At 65.3% G+C, this 13,549-nt stretch carries 13 protein-coding genes; 8 read left to right on the forward strand and 5 right to left on the reverse strand.

Going from position 1 to position 13,549, the window contains the following annotated elements; all coding sequences use genetic code 11:
* Nucleotides 1–286 precede the first annotated feature (286 nt).
* From S58_RS03265 to S58_RS03280, 4 genes are all read left to right on the forward strand, one after another.
* Nucleotides 287–1,108, forward strand: coding sequence for an ABC transporter permease (locus S58_RS03265; RefSeq protein WP_015663813.1), 822 nt, complete (start codon nucleotides 287–289; stop codon nucleotides 1,106–1,108).
* On the forward strand, nucleotides 1,108–1,881 hold the full coding sequence (locus tag S58_RS03270) for an ABC transporter ATP-binding protein (protein WP_015663814.1): 774 nt from the start codon (nucleotides 1,108–1,110) through the stop codon (nucleotides 1,879–1,881). The genes S58_RS03265 and S58_RS03270 overlap by 1 nt, the downstream gene beginning before the upstream one ends.
* A gap of 40 nt (nucleotides 1,882–1,921) precedes the next feature.
* On the forward strand, nucleotides 1,922–3,127 hold the full coding sequence (locus S58_RS03275) for an agmatinase family protein (RefSeq protein ID WP_015663815.1): 1,206 nt from the start codon (nucleotides 1,922–1,924) through the stop codon (nucleotides 3,125–3,127).
* A 140-nt stretch (nucleotides 3,128–3,267) separates the two neighbouring features.
* Entirely contained in the window at nucleotides 3,268–3,636 is a 369-nt protein-coding gene (locus S58_RS03280) for a hypothetical protein (protein ID WP_015663816.1), read from the forward strand.
* Nucleotides 3,637–3,648: 12 nt separating this feature from the next.
* Here the strand turns inward: S58_RS03280 and S58_RS03285 are convergent, their stop codons facing one another.
* From S58_RS03285 to S58_RS03295, 3 genes are all read right to left on the reverse strand, one after another.
* A complete protein-coding gene (locus tag S58_RS03285) occupies nucleotides 3,649–3,903 on the reverse strand; it encodes a hypothetical protein (protein ID WP_015663817.1) in 255 nt (84 codons plus the stop codon).
* A gap of 2 nt (nucleotides 3,904–3,905) precedes the next feature.
* Entirely contained in the window at nucleotides 3,906–4,256 is a 351-nt protein-coding gene (locus S58_RS03290; RefSeq protein WP_015663818.1) for a PilZ domain-containing protein, read from the reverse strand.
* A gap of 137 nt (nucleotides 4,257–4,393) precedes the next feature.
* Nucleotides 4,394–5,314, reverse strand: coding sequence for a helix-turn-helix transcriptional regulator (locus S58_RS03295; RefSeq protein WP_015663819.1), 921 nt, complete (start codon nucleotides 5,312–5,314; stop codon nucleotides 4,394–4,396).
* A gap of 128 nt (nucleotides 5,315–5,442) precedes the next feature.
* Here S58_RS03295 and S58_RS03300 point away from each other — a divergent pair, with 128 nt between their 5' ends.
* From S58_RS03300 to boxB, 4 genes are all read left to right on the forward strand, one after another.
* Nucleotides 5,443–6,963 (forward strand): benzoate-CoA ligase family protein, encoded by a 1,521-nt coding sequence (locus S58_RS03300; RefSeq protein ID WP_173424450.1) that lies wholly within the window; start codon nucleotides 5,443–5,445, stop codon nucleotides 6,961–6,963.
* A gap of 186 nt (nucleotides 6,964–7,149) precedes the next feature.
* Nucleotides 7,150–7,953 carry an alpha/beta fold hydrolase gene (locus S58_RS03305; protein WP_015663821.1) on the forward strand — a complete coding sequence of 268 codons (804 nt, stop codon included), beginning with the start codon at nucleotides 7,150–7,152 and terminating at the stop codon, nucleotides 7,951–7,953.
* Between the two features lie 96 nt (nucleotides 7,954–8,049).
* Nucleotides 8,050–9,738 (forward strand): 2,3-epoxybenzoyl-CoA dihydrolase, encoded by a 1,689-nt coding sequence (gene boxC, locus S58_RS03310; protein ID WP_015663822.1) that lies wholly within the window; start codon nucleotides 8,050–8,052, stop codon nucleotides 9,736–9,738.
* A gap of 32 nt (nucleotides 9,739–9,770) precedes the next feature.
* Complete coding sequence (gene boxB, locus S58_RS03315; protein ID WP_015663823.1) at nucleotides 9,771–11,222, forward strand: benzoyl-CoA 2,3-epoxidase subunit BoxB; 1,452 nt, start codon at nucleotides 9,771–9,773, stop codon at nucleotides 11,220–11,222.
* A 233-nt stretch (nucleotides 11,223–11,455) separates the two neighbouring features.
* Here boxB and S58_RS03320 read toward each other — a convergent pair whose 3' ends face one another.
* Together S58_RS03320 and S58_RS03325 are read right to left on the reverse strand one after the other, a co-directional pair.
* Nucleotides 11,456–12,265, reverse strand: a complete 810-nt coding sequence (locus tag S58_RS03320) for an SDR family oxidoreductase (protein WP_015663824.1) — start codon at nucleotides 12,263–12,265, stop codon at nucleotides 11,456–11,458.
* 124 nt (nucleotides 12,266–12,389) lie between these two features.
* Complete coding sequence (locus S58_RS03325) at nucleotides 12,390–13,448, reverse strand: polysaccharide deacetylase family protein (RefSeq protein WP_015663825.1); 1,059 nt, start codon at nucleotides 13,446–13,448, stop codon at nucleotides 12,390–12,392.
* Nucleotides 13,449–13,549 lie beyond the last annotated feature (101 nt).

The raw sequence follows: 13,549 nt of genomic DNA on the forward strand, positions 1-13,549 counted from the left end.
AGCTCGCGTCAGCGAGCGTCTCGAAGGATGAGGTCCGGACTGGGGCCTCATGGTTCGAGACGGCGCTTGCGCGCCTCCTCACCATGAGGGCGGATCGTAGCCCGGATGAGCGGAAGCCGAAGTCTGGAGGGCGAAGGTGGACGCGACATCCGGGGTCTCATCAGGTGCCACGTGCGAACCCGGATGTCGCTTCGCTCATCTGGGCTACGCTGGCCCAGCTCGGAAGCTGGCGCTGCATGCAGACCGTGAACCGCGTGTTCATGGAGAGGATTGAGGGAGTCTCCTGATGCCGCGTGCGATGAACGTCGTTCCGAACCGGGGCAGCCGGCTGCTGCTGGCCTTGCTGCCGTTCCTGCTGATCGCGTTGATCTACGTCGTCGGATCGGCGCAGCGGCGGGCCGACAATCCGGACGACAAGCTGCTGCCGCCGGTCTCGGAGATGGTCGCCACGTCGAAGCGGCTCGCAACCGAGCCGGATCGCCGCTCCGGCGACTACGTGCTGTGGGCTGACACGGCAGCGAGCCTGCAACGCCTTGCGTTCGGACTGGGCATCGCTGCCGCTGTCGGCCTCACGCTCGGCCTCGCCATTGGCCTGCTGCCGGTCGCCGGCGCCGGCTTCGGCACCCTGGTCGCTGTGCTGTCGATGATCCCGCCGATGGCGGTGCTGCCGGTGCTGTTCATCGTGTTCGGGCTCGGCGAGTTGTCCAAGGTGGTGCTGATCGTCATCGGCGTCACGCCGACGCTGGTGCGGGACTTGTCGCTGGAAGTGCAGAACATGCCGCGCGAGCAGCTGATCAAGGCGCAGACGCTTGGGGCGTCGACCTGGCAGGTCGCGATCCGCGTGGTGCTGCCGCAGATCATGCCGCGGCTGATTCAGGGCCTGCGGCTGATGATCGGGCCTGCGTTTCTGTTCCTGATCTCGGCGGAGGCGATCGCGTCCGACGTCGGGCTCGGCTACCGCATCTTCCTGGTCCGGCGTTATCTGTCGATGGATGTGATCCTGCCCTACGTCGTGTGGATCACCTTGCTCGCCTACGTGTTCGACTACGCGCTGGTCTGGTTCGGTCGGCGCGCCTTTCCCTGGGCCTATGCGCGAGCGAGCCACTGATGAGCACGCTGTCCTTTCGCAACGTCTGGGTCGAATACGGCAATCAGGTCGTGCTCGAGCGCATCAATCTCGAGATTGCCTCGGGCACGTTCCTGTCGATCGTCGGTCCCTCCGGCGCCGGCAAGAGCACCTTCCTGCGCCTGATCCTTGGCCAGGAACGGCCGACGCAAGGCTCCGTGCTGCTCGACGGCCGGCCGTTCCCGGCCGAGCCCGGTCCCGATCGCGGCATCGTGTTCCAGCGCTACTCGGTCTTTCCGCATCTGACCGTGCTCGGCAACGTGCTGCTCGGCTACGAACTTGCGAGTAGCCCGTTGACCGCGCGACTGCTCGGCACCGCGCGCAAGGCGGCGGTGGAGAAGAGCCTCGCGCTGATCGAGGCCGTCGGCTTGGCCGAGCATTGCGACAAATATCCAAGCGCGCTGTCCGGCGGCATGCAGCAGCGCCTCGCGATCGCGCAGGCGCTGGCGAAGCAGCCGCGCGTGCTGCTGCTCGATGAGCCCTTCGGCGCGCTCGATCCTGGCACAAGGGCGCAGATGCATGCGCTGATCAAGCCGCTGTGGCGCGAGCACAAGATGACCATCGTGATGGTCACCCACGACATCAAGGAGGCGTTCGGCCTCGCCACGCGGCTGATCGCGCTCGACCGGCCGCGCAAGGATCCGCAGGCGCCCGAAAGATTCGGCGCGCGCATCACCTACGACCTCGATCTCACCCGCGACAGCGCCGTGCCCGTGCTCGGATTCATCCGCGCCAGCCTGCAGGCGGCGCAATAATCAGTCCAAGAAACGTCGAAAGAAACGAAGGAGAGTCTTCATGTCATTCCCATCCATGCGCCGTTCGCGCCGCGCCGGCCTGCAGCTGCAGCGTCACGCCATGCGCCGTCACCATCCGGACTTCGACAAGATGTCCACGCAAGGCTGGCAGGCCCTCGAGGCCGAGGGCAAGCTGCCGAGCAACGGCTGGCGCAGGGAGAAGCAATGGGCGCTCGACATGGGTCTGCCCGGCGCCGACACGCTGACGGATCGCGAGATCCCGACGTTCGCGCGCGGCGAGCTGCCGCATTTCGCCGGGATCAACACCTTCATGAAGGCGCCCTATGTCGAGAACGTCCGCGACGTCGGTCGATACGATGCGGCGGTGATCGGCATCCCCTTCGATTCCGGCACCACCTATCGGCCCGGCACCCGCTTCGGGCCGCAGGGCATCCGCCGCATTTCCGCACTCTACACGCCCTACAACTACGAACTCGGCGTCGATCTGCGTGAGCAGATGACCTTGTGCGATGCCGGTGACGTCTTCACCATTCCCGCCAACCTCGAAAAGAGCTTCGACCAGATCAGCCGCGGCGTCGCGCATGTGTTCTCGTCCGGCGCACTGCCGATCATGCTCGGCGGCGACCATTCGATCGGCTTCCCCTGCGTGCGCGGCATCGCTGAATGCACCGACAAGCGCATCGGCATCATCCATTTCGACCGCCACATCGACATCCAGGAGAAGGATCTCGACGAGCGCATGCACACCACGCCCTGGTACTGGGCGACCAACCTGCCCAACGTGTCGCCGACCAACCTGGTGCAGCTCGGCATCGGCGGCTGGCAGGTGCCGCGCGAGGGCGTCGAGGTCGCGCGCAAGCGCAACACCAACGTGCTGACCATCGCCGACATCGAGAAGATCGGCCTGGAGAAGACCGCCGAGATCGCGCTGGAGCTGGCGTGGAAGGATGCCGACGCCGTCTACATCTCGTTCGACGTCGATTCCATCGATTGCGGCTTCGTGCCCGGCACCGGCTGGCCCGAGCCGGGCGGCTTCCTGCCGCGCGAGGCGCTGAAGCTGCTCGGCCTCGTCGCGGCCGAGGGCCTGTGCGGGCTCGAAGTCGTCGAGGTCTCGCCGCCCTACGACACCTCGGACATCACCGCTTTGATCGGCGTCCGCGTCGTGGTCGAAGCGCTCGGCTCCATGGTCGCGCATGGCAAGCTCGGCAGCCACAAGCACATCATCAACAAGCCGGTGAGCTATTGAGGTCCGCGATGCGCCATCATCACCACCATCACGGCTATGATCACCACGACCATGGCCATGCGCACGATCACGACCACCATCATGATCACGATCATCCGCCGCATGGTCCGGGGCACAACCATCCGCATGGCCGTTCCCCGGTGCAATGGCAGACGCCGCATCAGCCGGAGGGCGCCAAGCCCGCGCCTGTCGTCGAGCCCGATCTCGACAAGGTCGAGACCGCTTTCGTCGAGGGCTTCTTCGCCGCCGCCGATCCGACCAGCTTCCTGCGCCTTGCGCGGATCCCGTTCGAGATCGCGCAGGGCGGGAGCAGTCTCAAGCTGCTGCGCGTCGAGATCGACGCGCTGACCGATGTCGGCAGCCTGACGCCGCATCTCGGCGGCGGCACCTTCCGCTACGATCCGCTGCCGTCGAACTTCACCTCCCGCCGCCGGCGTCTGCGCTTCATCTATTTCGACGGCGCGGGCCTGACGCCATTGAGCTACGCGGAGCTGCGGGAGATCGGGTAAGCCAGCGACAACTTACGGCAGTGGCGTTCGCTTGAGCGCCGCTGCCAGCGCCTCGAAGCGGCCGACGACCTCTGGCAGCACATATGCACGCACGGTCGAGGCGGCGGCGATGCCGATCAGCAGCACGACCACATATTGAGCGGCGAGAAGGAGGGCGACGCGGCGCATCCAGCGTGAGCGGGGGCGTTCGGCCGCGCGCGTCGACCCCGGCGGCGCATCGGACACTGCTAGCAGCAGCTCCTCGTGCTCTCGTGAGACCTCCGACATGCTCAGTATTCCGAGAGCATCTGTTCGAGGCGCGCTTTGAGCCGCCTGTTGGTGCGCTCGCGTTCACGCAGGGTGCGCGCCCATTCCAGCGAAATCACCTCGCCGTCTTCGTCGAAGACGAGGCCGGCGCCCGCACCATCACGCCATACCATCCGCGCCTGTCGTGACCATCCGCGGCGCGCGATGGTGACGTCGACGCGATCTGGCAGCAGCACGCTGCCGTCGAGCTCGATCCTGACGCCGCGGTGGTTGAAGTTGCGCACGACGCAGGCGAGCGTCGAGCAGCCGGCATTGAAGGCCAGAACGCCGCCATAATAGACGCGTTGGCGAGCCTCGCGACGACGGTTGTCCATTGCAGGTCCTCCAACTACTTAACGATCTATTAAGCAATCGGAGGGGGTGTGGCCACCATCGGTGGTACTGAAATGACGTCAGTGGTTAACGCGCCGGCTTCGGCCCTTCCGCCACGATCATCGTCGCGCGAGCGATCTCACCCCCGCGCGAACATCCTGGCTTCGTTGGCGATAATCGGCTTCACCGCTTCGCCCAGCCGCACCGCTGCCGCATCCACCGACAATCCCGCGGTGTCCACCACCGCATTGGCGCGCGCGTAGAGCGGCTCGCGGCTTGCCAGGATGTTGCGCAGCTCGGCCATGGCCGAGCGGTCGTCGGCCATCGGGCGCAGATCGCCCTGGCCGCGCACGCGCGCCATGTGCTCCTCCGGCTCGGCCTTCAGCCAGATCGTGTAGAACGCGTTGAGGATCAGGTCGAAGGTCACGGGCTCGGAGACGATGCCGCCGCCGGTCGCCAGCACCATCAGTTCGTTCCGCGCGAGCAGCGCCAACAGCGCGGCCTGCTCCAAGCGGCGAAAACCTTCCTGGCCATAGAGCGCGATGATCTCGGCGACCGAGAGCCCGTTCTGCCGCTCGATCTCCTTGTTGAGCTCGACGAAGCTCCAGCCGATCCGTTCGGCGAGCATGCGGCCAAGCGTCGACTTGCCGGCACCGCGCAATCCGATCAAGGCAATGCCCGAGAACGAGCGCCGCAGCGGCGCCGATGCGCCGCTTGCGAGCAGCTCCTTGACCTCGGCGATCTGGCTCGCGCTCGCCTTCTTCAGCAGATCACGGATGACTGGCCAATCCGGCGACGGCTCGCCGCCGGGAATGATGTCGTCGAGCGGCGCGTTGATGGCATTGGCGATGCGACGCAGCAGCACGATCGAAACGTTGCCCTTGCCGCTTTCAAGCTGGGCGATGTAGCGCTCGGAAATCCCGGACACCTCGGCCAGCACCTTGCGCGACATGCCGGCGAGGCCGCGCATCCGGCGCACGCGCTGGCCCAGTCGGTCGAGGAAGTCGGTCTCGGCCGCGGATTGGCCGTCGTCGCGCGGGGCGTCGCTGTGTGGCGTCATATCCCTGAGGTACTCTTTTGAGCAGGAAACATAATGCCGGGAAGGATTGACAGCAAGCGCCGTTGGTGGCCTTCTATGCATTATAATTCAAAAATCCGGGGGAGAATGCCGTGAAGTCGTACAATGCGGTGTCGTGGTTGCTTGACCGCAATGTCGAGGCGGGACGTGGCGACAAGCTCGCCTACACGGACACGGTCTTCGAGCTGACCTATCGCGGACTGCAGCAGCAGTCCTGCCGCGTCGCCAACATGCTGCGCCGCCTCGGCGTCCGCCGCGAGGAGCGCGTGGCGATGATCATGCTCGACACGGTGGATTTTCCCGCCGTCTTTCTCGGCGCCATGCGCGCCGGCATCGTCCCGGTGCCGCTGAATACGCTGCTGACGTCTGAGCAGTACGCCTATGTGCTGGCAGACTGCCGCGCCCGCGTGCTGTTCGTCTCCGAGGCGCTGTATCCGGTCGTCAAGGATATCGTCGGGCGGATGCCTGACCTCGACTGCGTCGTCGTTTCCGGCGCCAACGCCTTCGGCCACAAGCTGCTTGCGGACGAGCTCGCGCGCGAGAGCGATCAGTTCGAAACTGTCGCGACCCATGAGGATGAGCCGGCGTTCTGGCTGTATTCGTCCGGCTCGACCGGCATGCCCAAGGGCGTGCGCCACCTGCATGGCAATCTCGCCGCGACCGCCGAGACCTATGCCAGCCAGGTGCTCGGCATTCGCGAGGACGACATCTGTCTGTCGGCTGCCAAGCTGTTCTTCGCCTACGGGCTCGGCAATGCCCTGACGTTTCCGCTGTCGGTCGGCGCCACCACGATTCTCAATTCCGAGCGGCCGACCCCGGCTTTGATGTTCAAGCTGCTCAATCGCTACAACCCGACCATCTTCTACGGCGTGCCGACCCTGTTCGCGGCCATGCTGCACGACGAGTCGCTGCGCCATGAGAAGGCCGGCAGCGCCTTGCGCATCTGTACCTCCGCCGGCGAGGCGCTTCCGGAATCGGTCGGCAATGCCTGGAAGGCGCGCTTCGGCGTCGACATTCTCGATGGCGTCGGCTCGACCGAGCTGCTGCACATTTTCCTGTCGAATGTGCCCGGCGACATCAAATACGGCTCCTCCGGCCGGCCGGTGCCGGGCTATCAGGTGCGGCTCGTCAACGAGGCCGGGCAGGATGTGCCGGACGGCGAGGTCGGCGAGATGCTGGTGCATGCGCCCTCCGCCGGCGAGGGCTACTGGAATCAGCGCCACAAGAGCCGCTCGACCTTCGAAGGCTATTGGACGCGCACAGGCGACAAATACGTTCGCGACGGCGAGGGGCGCTACACCTTCTGCGGCCGCTCCGACGACATGTTCAAGGTCTCCGGCATCTGGGTGTCGCCGTTCGAGGTCGAGAGCGCGCTGATCACGCATCCCTCGGTGCTGGAGGCGGCCGTGGTGCCGGAGGCTGATCCGGAAGGATTGCTGAAGCCGAAAGCCTACGTCGTGCTGCGTCCGAGCGTCGACCGCTCGACGCTTCACGAGGCGCTCAAGGAGCATGTCAAGCAGAAGATCGGTCCGTGGAAATATCCGCGCTGGATCGAGGTCGTGGACAGCCTGCCGAAGACCGCCACCGGCAAGATCCAGCGCTTCAAGCTGCGCGAGGGAGCGAGTCAGTAATCGGCCGCCTCTTAGTTGGTCAAACCTTTAGCCGTCGGTCCAACTCGCAGTTGTCGCCGGGCTTGACCCGGCCATCCATCACGCTGCGAGAAACAAAGACCTGGATGCCCGGGCCTTCGCCCCGCCGAAGCGGCTTCGGCCGCGCAGGCGGGTCAAGCCCGGGCATGACGAAGGAGAGAACAGCGCATGACGCTCGAAGCGAACGGCTTCCTCACCATCGACGCCGCCCAGCTCGAATACCGCCTGATCGGTCCGCAGCCCTCCGATGCTCCATGCATCGTGCTGCTGCATGAAGGTCTCGGCTCCGTCGGACTGTGGGGCGACTTTCCCGACAAGCTCCAAGCCGCCACCGGCGCCTCCGTATTCACCTATTCGCGCGCGGGCTACGGCGCCTCCAGCCCGGTGCCCCTGCCGCGGCCGCTCGACTACATGCAGCGCGAGGCGTGCGACGTCTTGCCGAAGCTGCTCGATGCGATCGGCTTCCAGCGCGGTCTGCTCGTCGGCCACTCCGACGGCGCCTCGATCGCGGCAATCTACGCCGGCAGTTGTGCCGACCACCGCCTCGACGGCATCGTGCTGATCGCGCCGCATGTCGTCGTCGAGGATGTCTCGGTCTCCTCGATTGCCGCGATCAAGACCGCCTACGAGACCACCGAGCTTCGCACCAAGCTGTCGCGCTGGCACAAGGACGTCGACAACGCGTTCCATGGCTGGAACGGCGCCTGGCTGGATCCGGCGTTTCGGAGCTGGGACATCACGGCTGACCTCGCCTACATCCGCGTTCCCGCGGCCGTGATCCAGGGCGTCGACGACCAGTACGGCACTGTCCGCCAGGTCGAGATCATCCAGGAGGAGTGCTACTGCCCGGTCGAGGTGACGATGCTCCCCCAGACCGGCCATTCCCCGCATCGCGAGGCGCCCCAGGCCACGTTGCGGGTCATTGCCGAGTTCGCCGCGGCAACCCTGCCGGTCACGGCATCACGAGCATGAAACAAAGTGCATGTTTTGGTTTTTTGCCGTAGACGCCAGCCGAAACATGAATTATTGTGCATCTCAACGATAAGCACTCCAACGTAAGGGTGACTCATGGCCGGGGAAGACCGCGTGCTCGCGGGAGGCAAGACGTTCATCGATTTTCAGACCGATCCCTCCCGCTACAAGCATTGGAAGCTCTCGATCGACGGCGACGTGGCGACGCTCGCCATGGACGTCGACGAGAATGGCGGCCTGTTCGAGGGCTACCAGCTCAAGCTCAATTCCTATGATCTCGGCGTCGACATCGAGCTGGCGGATGCCGTGCAGCGGCTGCGCTTCGAGCAGCCCGAGGTGAAGGTCGTGGTGCTGCGCTCGGCGAAGCCGCGCGTGTTCTGCGCCGGCGCCAACATCCGCATGCTCGCGGGCGCCACCCATGCCCACAAGGTGAACTTCTGCAAATTCACCAACGAGACCCGCAACGGCTTCGAGGATTCCTCCGAGAACTCGGGCCAGCGCTTCATCACCGTGGTGAACGGCACGGCTGCCGGCGGCGGCTATGAGCTTGCGCTCGCCACGGACCACATCATCCTCGCCGACGACGGCTCGTCGTCGGTGTCGCTGCCGGAGGTGCCGCTGCTCGCGGTGCTGCCGGGCACCGGCGGCCTCACGCGCGTCGTCGACAAGCGCAAGGTGCGCCGCGACCGCGCGGATGCGTTCTGCACCACGGAAGAGGGCGTCAAGGGCAAGCGCGCCGTGCAATGGCGCCTCGTCGACGAGATCGCGCCGAACTCCAAGGTCGATGCCAAGGTCGCCGAGCGCGCCAAGGAGTTCGCAGCCGCCTCGAAGCGCAACGGCAGCGGCAAGGGCGTTGCGCTCACACCGCTGAAGCGCGTGATCGATGCGTCGAGCGTGCGCTACGGCTTCGTCAATGTCGACATCGACCGAACCGCCCGCATCGCCACCATCACGATCTCGGCGCCCGAGGCCGCACCACCGGCCGATATCGACGGCATGATCGCGCAGGGCGCATCGTTCTGGCCGCTGCAGGTCGCGCGCGAGCTCGACGACGCCATCCTGCATTTGCGGATCAACGAGCTCGGCATCGCCATGCTCGTGTTCAAGTCGCATGGCGACCGTGCGCAAGTGCTCGCCCATGACGCTTTCCTCGAAGTCAACAAGGCGCATTGGCTTGCCAACGAGATCCGGCACTACTGGAAGCGCGTGCTCAAGCGCATCGACGTCACGTCACGCACCTTGGTGACGCTGGTCGAGCCCGGCTCCTGCTTTGCCGGCACCTTGGCCGAGCTCGTGTTCGCCTCCGACCGCTCCTACATGCTGATCGGCACCATCCAGGGCGACAACCGTCCGGCGCCGGCGATCGAACTGTCGGCGATGAATTTCGGTCCCTATCCGATGAGCCACGGCCTGACCCGGCTGGAATCACGCTTCCTCACTGATCCCCGCGATCTCGAGCGCGTGCGCGAGCAGGTCGGCAAGCCGCTCGAAGCAGATGAAGCCGAGGAGCTCGGCCTCGTGACCTTCGCGCTGGATGACATCGATTGGGAAGACGAGATCCGCGTCTTTCTCGAGGAGCGCGCCAGCTTCTCGCCGGACAGCCTCACCGGTCTCGAAGCCAATCTGCGCTTCGCCGGCCCGGAGACGATGGAATCGAAGATCTTCGCTCGCCTCACCGCCTGGCAGAACTGGATCTTCCAGCGCCCCAACGCGGTCGGCGAGGAGGGCGCACTCCGGCGCTACGGCACCGGCGAGCGGCCGCAATACGACATGACGCGCGTCTGAGCGAACAGAAGAGAGCCACCCGGGAGGTCTCCATGAACATGAACATCATGAACGTCGACTACTCGACCAAGATTCCGAACAACGTGAATCTCGCCGAGGACCGCCAGGTCCTGAAGGCGCTGGAAGGCTGGCATCCCGGCTACGTCGACTGGTGGAACGACATGGGCCCCGAGGGCTTCCAGCAGTCGCTGGTGTATCTGCGCACGGCCTATTCGGTCGATCCGCGCGGCTGGGCCAAATTCGACTACGTCAAGATGCCCGACTATCGCTGGGGCATCCTGCTGGCTCCGCAGGAAGAAGACCGCAAGATCCCGTTCGGCGAGCATTATGGCGAGCCCGCTTGGCAGGAGGTCCCCGGCGAATACCGCGCGCTGATGCGCCGCCTGATCGTGATCCAGGGCGATACCGAGCCGGCCTCGGTGGAGCAGCAGCGCCATCTCGGCAAGACCGCGCCGTCGCTGTACGACATGCGCAATCTGTTCCAGGTCAACGTCGAGGAAGGGCGTCACCTATGGGCGATGGTCTATCTGCTGCAGAAATATTTCGGCCGCGATGGCCGCGAGGAGGCCGACGATCTGCTGCGCCGCCGCTCGGGTGATGCGGACAGCCCACGCATGCTCGGCGCGTTCAACGAGAAGACGCCGGACTGGCTGTCGTTCTTCATGTTCACCTACTTCACGGATCGCGACGGCAAGATGCAGCTGCACTCGCTGGCGCAGTCCGGCTTCGATCCGCTGTCGCGCACCTGCCGCTTCATGCTGACCGAGGAAGCGCATCACATGTTCGTCGGCGAGACCGGCGTCGGCCGCGTCATCCAGCGCACGGTCGATGCGATGCGCGCCGCCGGCATCGATGATCCCACTGATATCGCCAAGGTGCGTGCGCTCGGCGTCATCGACCTGCCGACAATCCAGAAGAAGCTGAACCTGCACTACACGCTGTCGCTGGACCTGTTCGGCTCGGAGGTCTCGACCAACGCCGCCAACGCGTTCAATTCCGGCATCAAGGGCCGCTATCACGAGACCCAGATCCAGGACGACCACCAGCTCAAGAATTCAACCTATCCGGTGCTGAAATTGGTCGACGGCGAGATCAAGCGGGTCGACGAGCCGGCGCTGACCGCGCTCAACATGCGGCTCCGCGACGACTACTCGCAGGACTGCATCAAAGGCCTGCTGCGCTGGAACAAGATCATCACCACGGCGGGCTATGACTTCCAGCTCAAGCTGCCGCACACGGCCTTCCACCGCGCCATCGGCGAGTTCAAGGACGTCCACGCGACGCCCGACGGCATCCTGATCGACGAGGGCACGTGGGCCAAGCGCAAGGGCGACTGGCTGCCGTCGACCGACGACGGCGCCTACATCGCTTCACTGATGAAGCCCGTCACCGAGCTCGGCGAATACGCCTCCTGGATCGCGCCTCCCAAGGTCGGCATCGACAACAAGCCGGGTGACTTCGAGTACGTGAAGATCGAGACTTGAGCGCAGGCAACGGTGTAGCCCCGGCCTTGCGCCAGGACTACACCGCGTGATGTCGGCAGAACGTGTGGCACCGGCGTTGCGTCAAACTCCGCCGTCGTCCCTGCGCACGCAGGGACCCATAGCCACCGGCCTCTGTGAGGCGGCGACTGGCAGCTATGTCTTACCGATAAATTCCGCGGTATGGGTCCCTGCGTGCGCAGGGACGACACCGGTTTTGCCGTTACAGCTTGGCCTCAGCTATCCCATCCCGCGCCCGGAATGCCCGGGTTGGCGTAGACGATGCCCCCATCCACGGCGATGGTGTTGCCCACCACGTAGTCGCCCGCACGCGACGCCAAGAAGATCGCCGTCCCCGCCATGTCCTCATCGGTGCCGACGCGTCCGGCCGGCACGCGCGCGGCGACTTCGTCGGCATTGTCGCGGGCGGCCTTGTTCATGTCGGACTTGAACGGACCCGGCGCGATCGCTGTCACCACGATGTGGTCCTTGATCAGCTTGGCGGCCATCCGGCGCGTCAGGTGGATCAGACCGGATTTGCTCGCCGCATAGGAATAGGTCTCGAGCGGGTTGACGAAGATGCCGTCGATCGAGGCGATGTTGATCACCTTGGCCGGCCGATCGGTACTGGCCGCCGCGCGCAACGGAGCCGCCAGGGCCTTGGTCAGGAAGAACGGCGTCTTGAGGTTCAGATTCATCACCTTGTCCCAGCCGCTTTCCGGGAATTCGTCGAAATCCGCGCCCCAGGCGGCGCCGGCATTGTTGACGAGGATGTCGAGCTTGGGCTCGCGCTTCTTGATCTCGGTAGCCAGCATGTCGATGCCCGCCATCGTCGAGATGTCGATCGGCAGCGCGATGCATTCGCCGCCATATTCCGCGGCCAATGCCTTGGCGGTCTCCTCGCACGGTCCGGCCTTGCGCGCGGTGATGTAGACCCGCGCCGCGCCGTGGGCGAGCAGGCCGGATGCGATCATCTTGCCGATGCCGCGCGAGCCGCCGGTAACGAGCGCGATACGCCCTTCGAGTGAGAACAGGTTCCTGAGCATGGTGCCTCCCTTTATCGTTGTCGATTGCGCTTGTGAGCGGGGGGCGCCAGCCCTGTCAAGTGAGACGCAGTCGCACGGATTGGCCGTGATCGAGGTGGAGAGCGACGTCGCGGAGCCCCGGGGCTCACGCCGCATCGATGCGACGGAAGCCATTCCACATTGCGGTGGCGGCGCCCGAAGTCAGCACCGGCAGCACGCGGGCATCCTGATAGTGGCCGTTCAACGAGACGCGCGACAATGCGGTCAGGTGATCGGCGCTTTCGGCGAAGATCATGCCCGGGCGGGTCGTCACGGCGGTCTTGTAGCCGCTCGCGGCGGCCAGCACGAATTCGCGCTGCGAGGCGGCGGCGCGGTCGCCATAGGGGTAGGCCATGTGCAGCACCGGGCGCTGCAACTCGTTCTCGATCCGCGCGCGGCTTTCGGCGATCTCGATGCGCGCCGTCTCTTCGGTCTGCTTGGCGAGATTGCAATGGCTGATCGAGTGCGCGCCGATCGAGACCAGCGGCTCGGCTGACAGCTCCCGCAACTCATCCCACGACATGCACAGCTCGCGGCAGATCGACGCCTCGTCGATGCCGTGTCGGGCGCACAGCGCGGTGATCTCGCGCCGGATGTCGTGCTCGCCGGGCAGCGTGCGCAGCCAGTCGTGCAGGCGCTGAAACGCTACGCATTTGGCGGTCGGCGTCGAGGCATCGAGCCGCAGCGCGAGTCCGCCGATTTCGATATCGATCTGCTGCGCCCTGGCGACCAGGCGCTCGAGCGCGACCCACCACAGCCGCCCGTCGCCGGACGCGAAATCGCTGGTCACATAGATCGTGAACGGCGCATCGAACTCGCGCATGACCGGCAGGGCGAAATCGCGATTGTCGCGATAGCCGTCGTCGAAGGTGAAGCAGGCGAAGCGGCGCGAGAAGTCCTTTGCCACCAGTCGGCTGTGCAGCTCGTCGAGGGTGATGATCTCGATGTCATGGCCGCGCAGATGCGACAGCATTTCACGCAGGAAGTCGGGCGTGACTTCGAGATGGCAATTGGGCTGGAAATCGGCGTCGCGGTGCGGCCGCACGTGGTGCAGCGTATAGATCGCACCCACGCCCGAGAAAATTGGTCGCAGCCAGACATGTGCGCCGCTCAGATACAGCGCTTCCAGGCCGGCACGGATAAAGGTTTTGCGAAATCGCCTCATCTGAAATATGCGGCCCGGTGGGTTGTCGGGACAAGGTTACCGACGAATGATTGAAGAAAACCTTAGCCCGGACGTCGCATCGTACCGTGCGACGCGCTTCA

Origin of the sequence: Bradyrhizobium oligotrophicum S58 (assembly GCF_000344805.1) — a bacterium.
Classification (GTDB): Bacteria; Pseudomonadota; Alphaproteobacteria; order Rhizobiales; family Xanthobacteraceae; genus Bradyrhizobium; species Bradyrhizobium oligotrophicum.

Bases quoted from the DNA above. Each gene is read 5' to 3' on its own strand.
- S58_RS03265 (WP_015663813.1), top strand. From the start codon at position 287: ATGCCGCGTGCGATGAACGTCGTTCCGAACCGGGGCAGCCGGCTGCTG.
- S58_RS03270 (WP_015663814.1), top strand. From the start codon at position 1,108: ATGAGCACGCTGTCCTTTCGCAACGTCTGGGTCGAATACGGCAATCAG.
- S58_RS03275 (WP_015663815.1), top strand. From the start codon at position 1,922: ATGTCATTCCCATCCATGCGCCGTTCGCGCCGCGCCGGCCTGCAGCTG.
- S58_RS03285 (WP_015663817.1), bottom strand. From the start codon at position 3,903: ATGTCGGAGGTCTCACGAGAGCACGAGGAGCTGCTGCTAGCAGTGTCC.
- S58_RS03290 (WP_015663818.1), bottom strand. From the start codon at position 4,256: ATGGACAACCGTCGTCGCGAGGCTCGCCAACGCGTCTATTATGGCGGC.
- S58_RS03295 (WP_015663819.1), bottom strand. From the start codon at position 5,314: ATGACGCCACACAGCGACGCCCCGCGCGACGACGGCCAATCCGCGGCC.
- S58_RS03305 (WP_015663821.1), top strand. From the start codon at position 7,150: ATGACGCTCGAAGCGAACGGCTTCCTCACCATCGACGCCGCCCAGCTC.
- boxC (WP_015663822.1), top strand. From the start codon at position 8,050: ATGGCCGGGGAAGACCGCGTGCTCGCGGGAGGCAAGACGTTCATCGAT.
- boxB (WP_015663823.1), top strand. From the start codon at position 9,771: ATGAACATGAACATCATGAACGTCGACTACTCGACCAAGATTCCGAAC.
- S58_RS03320 (WP_015663824.1), bottom strand. From the start codon at position 12,265: ATGCTCAGGAACCTGTTCTCACTCGAAGGGCGTATCGCGCTCGTTACC.
- S58_RS03325 (WP_015663825.1), bottom strand. From the start codon at position 13,448: ATGAGGCGATTTCGCAAAACCTTTATCCGTGCCGGCCTGGAAGCGCTG.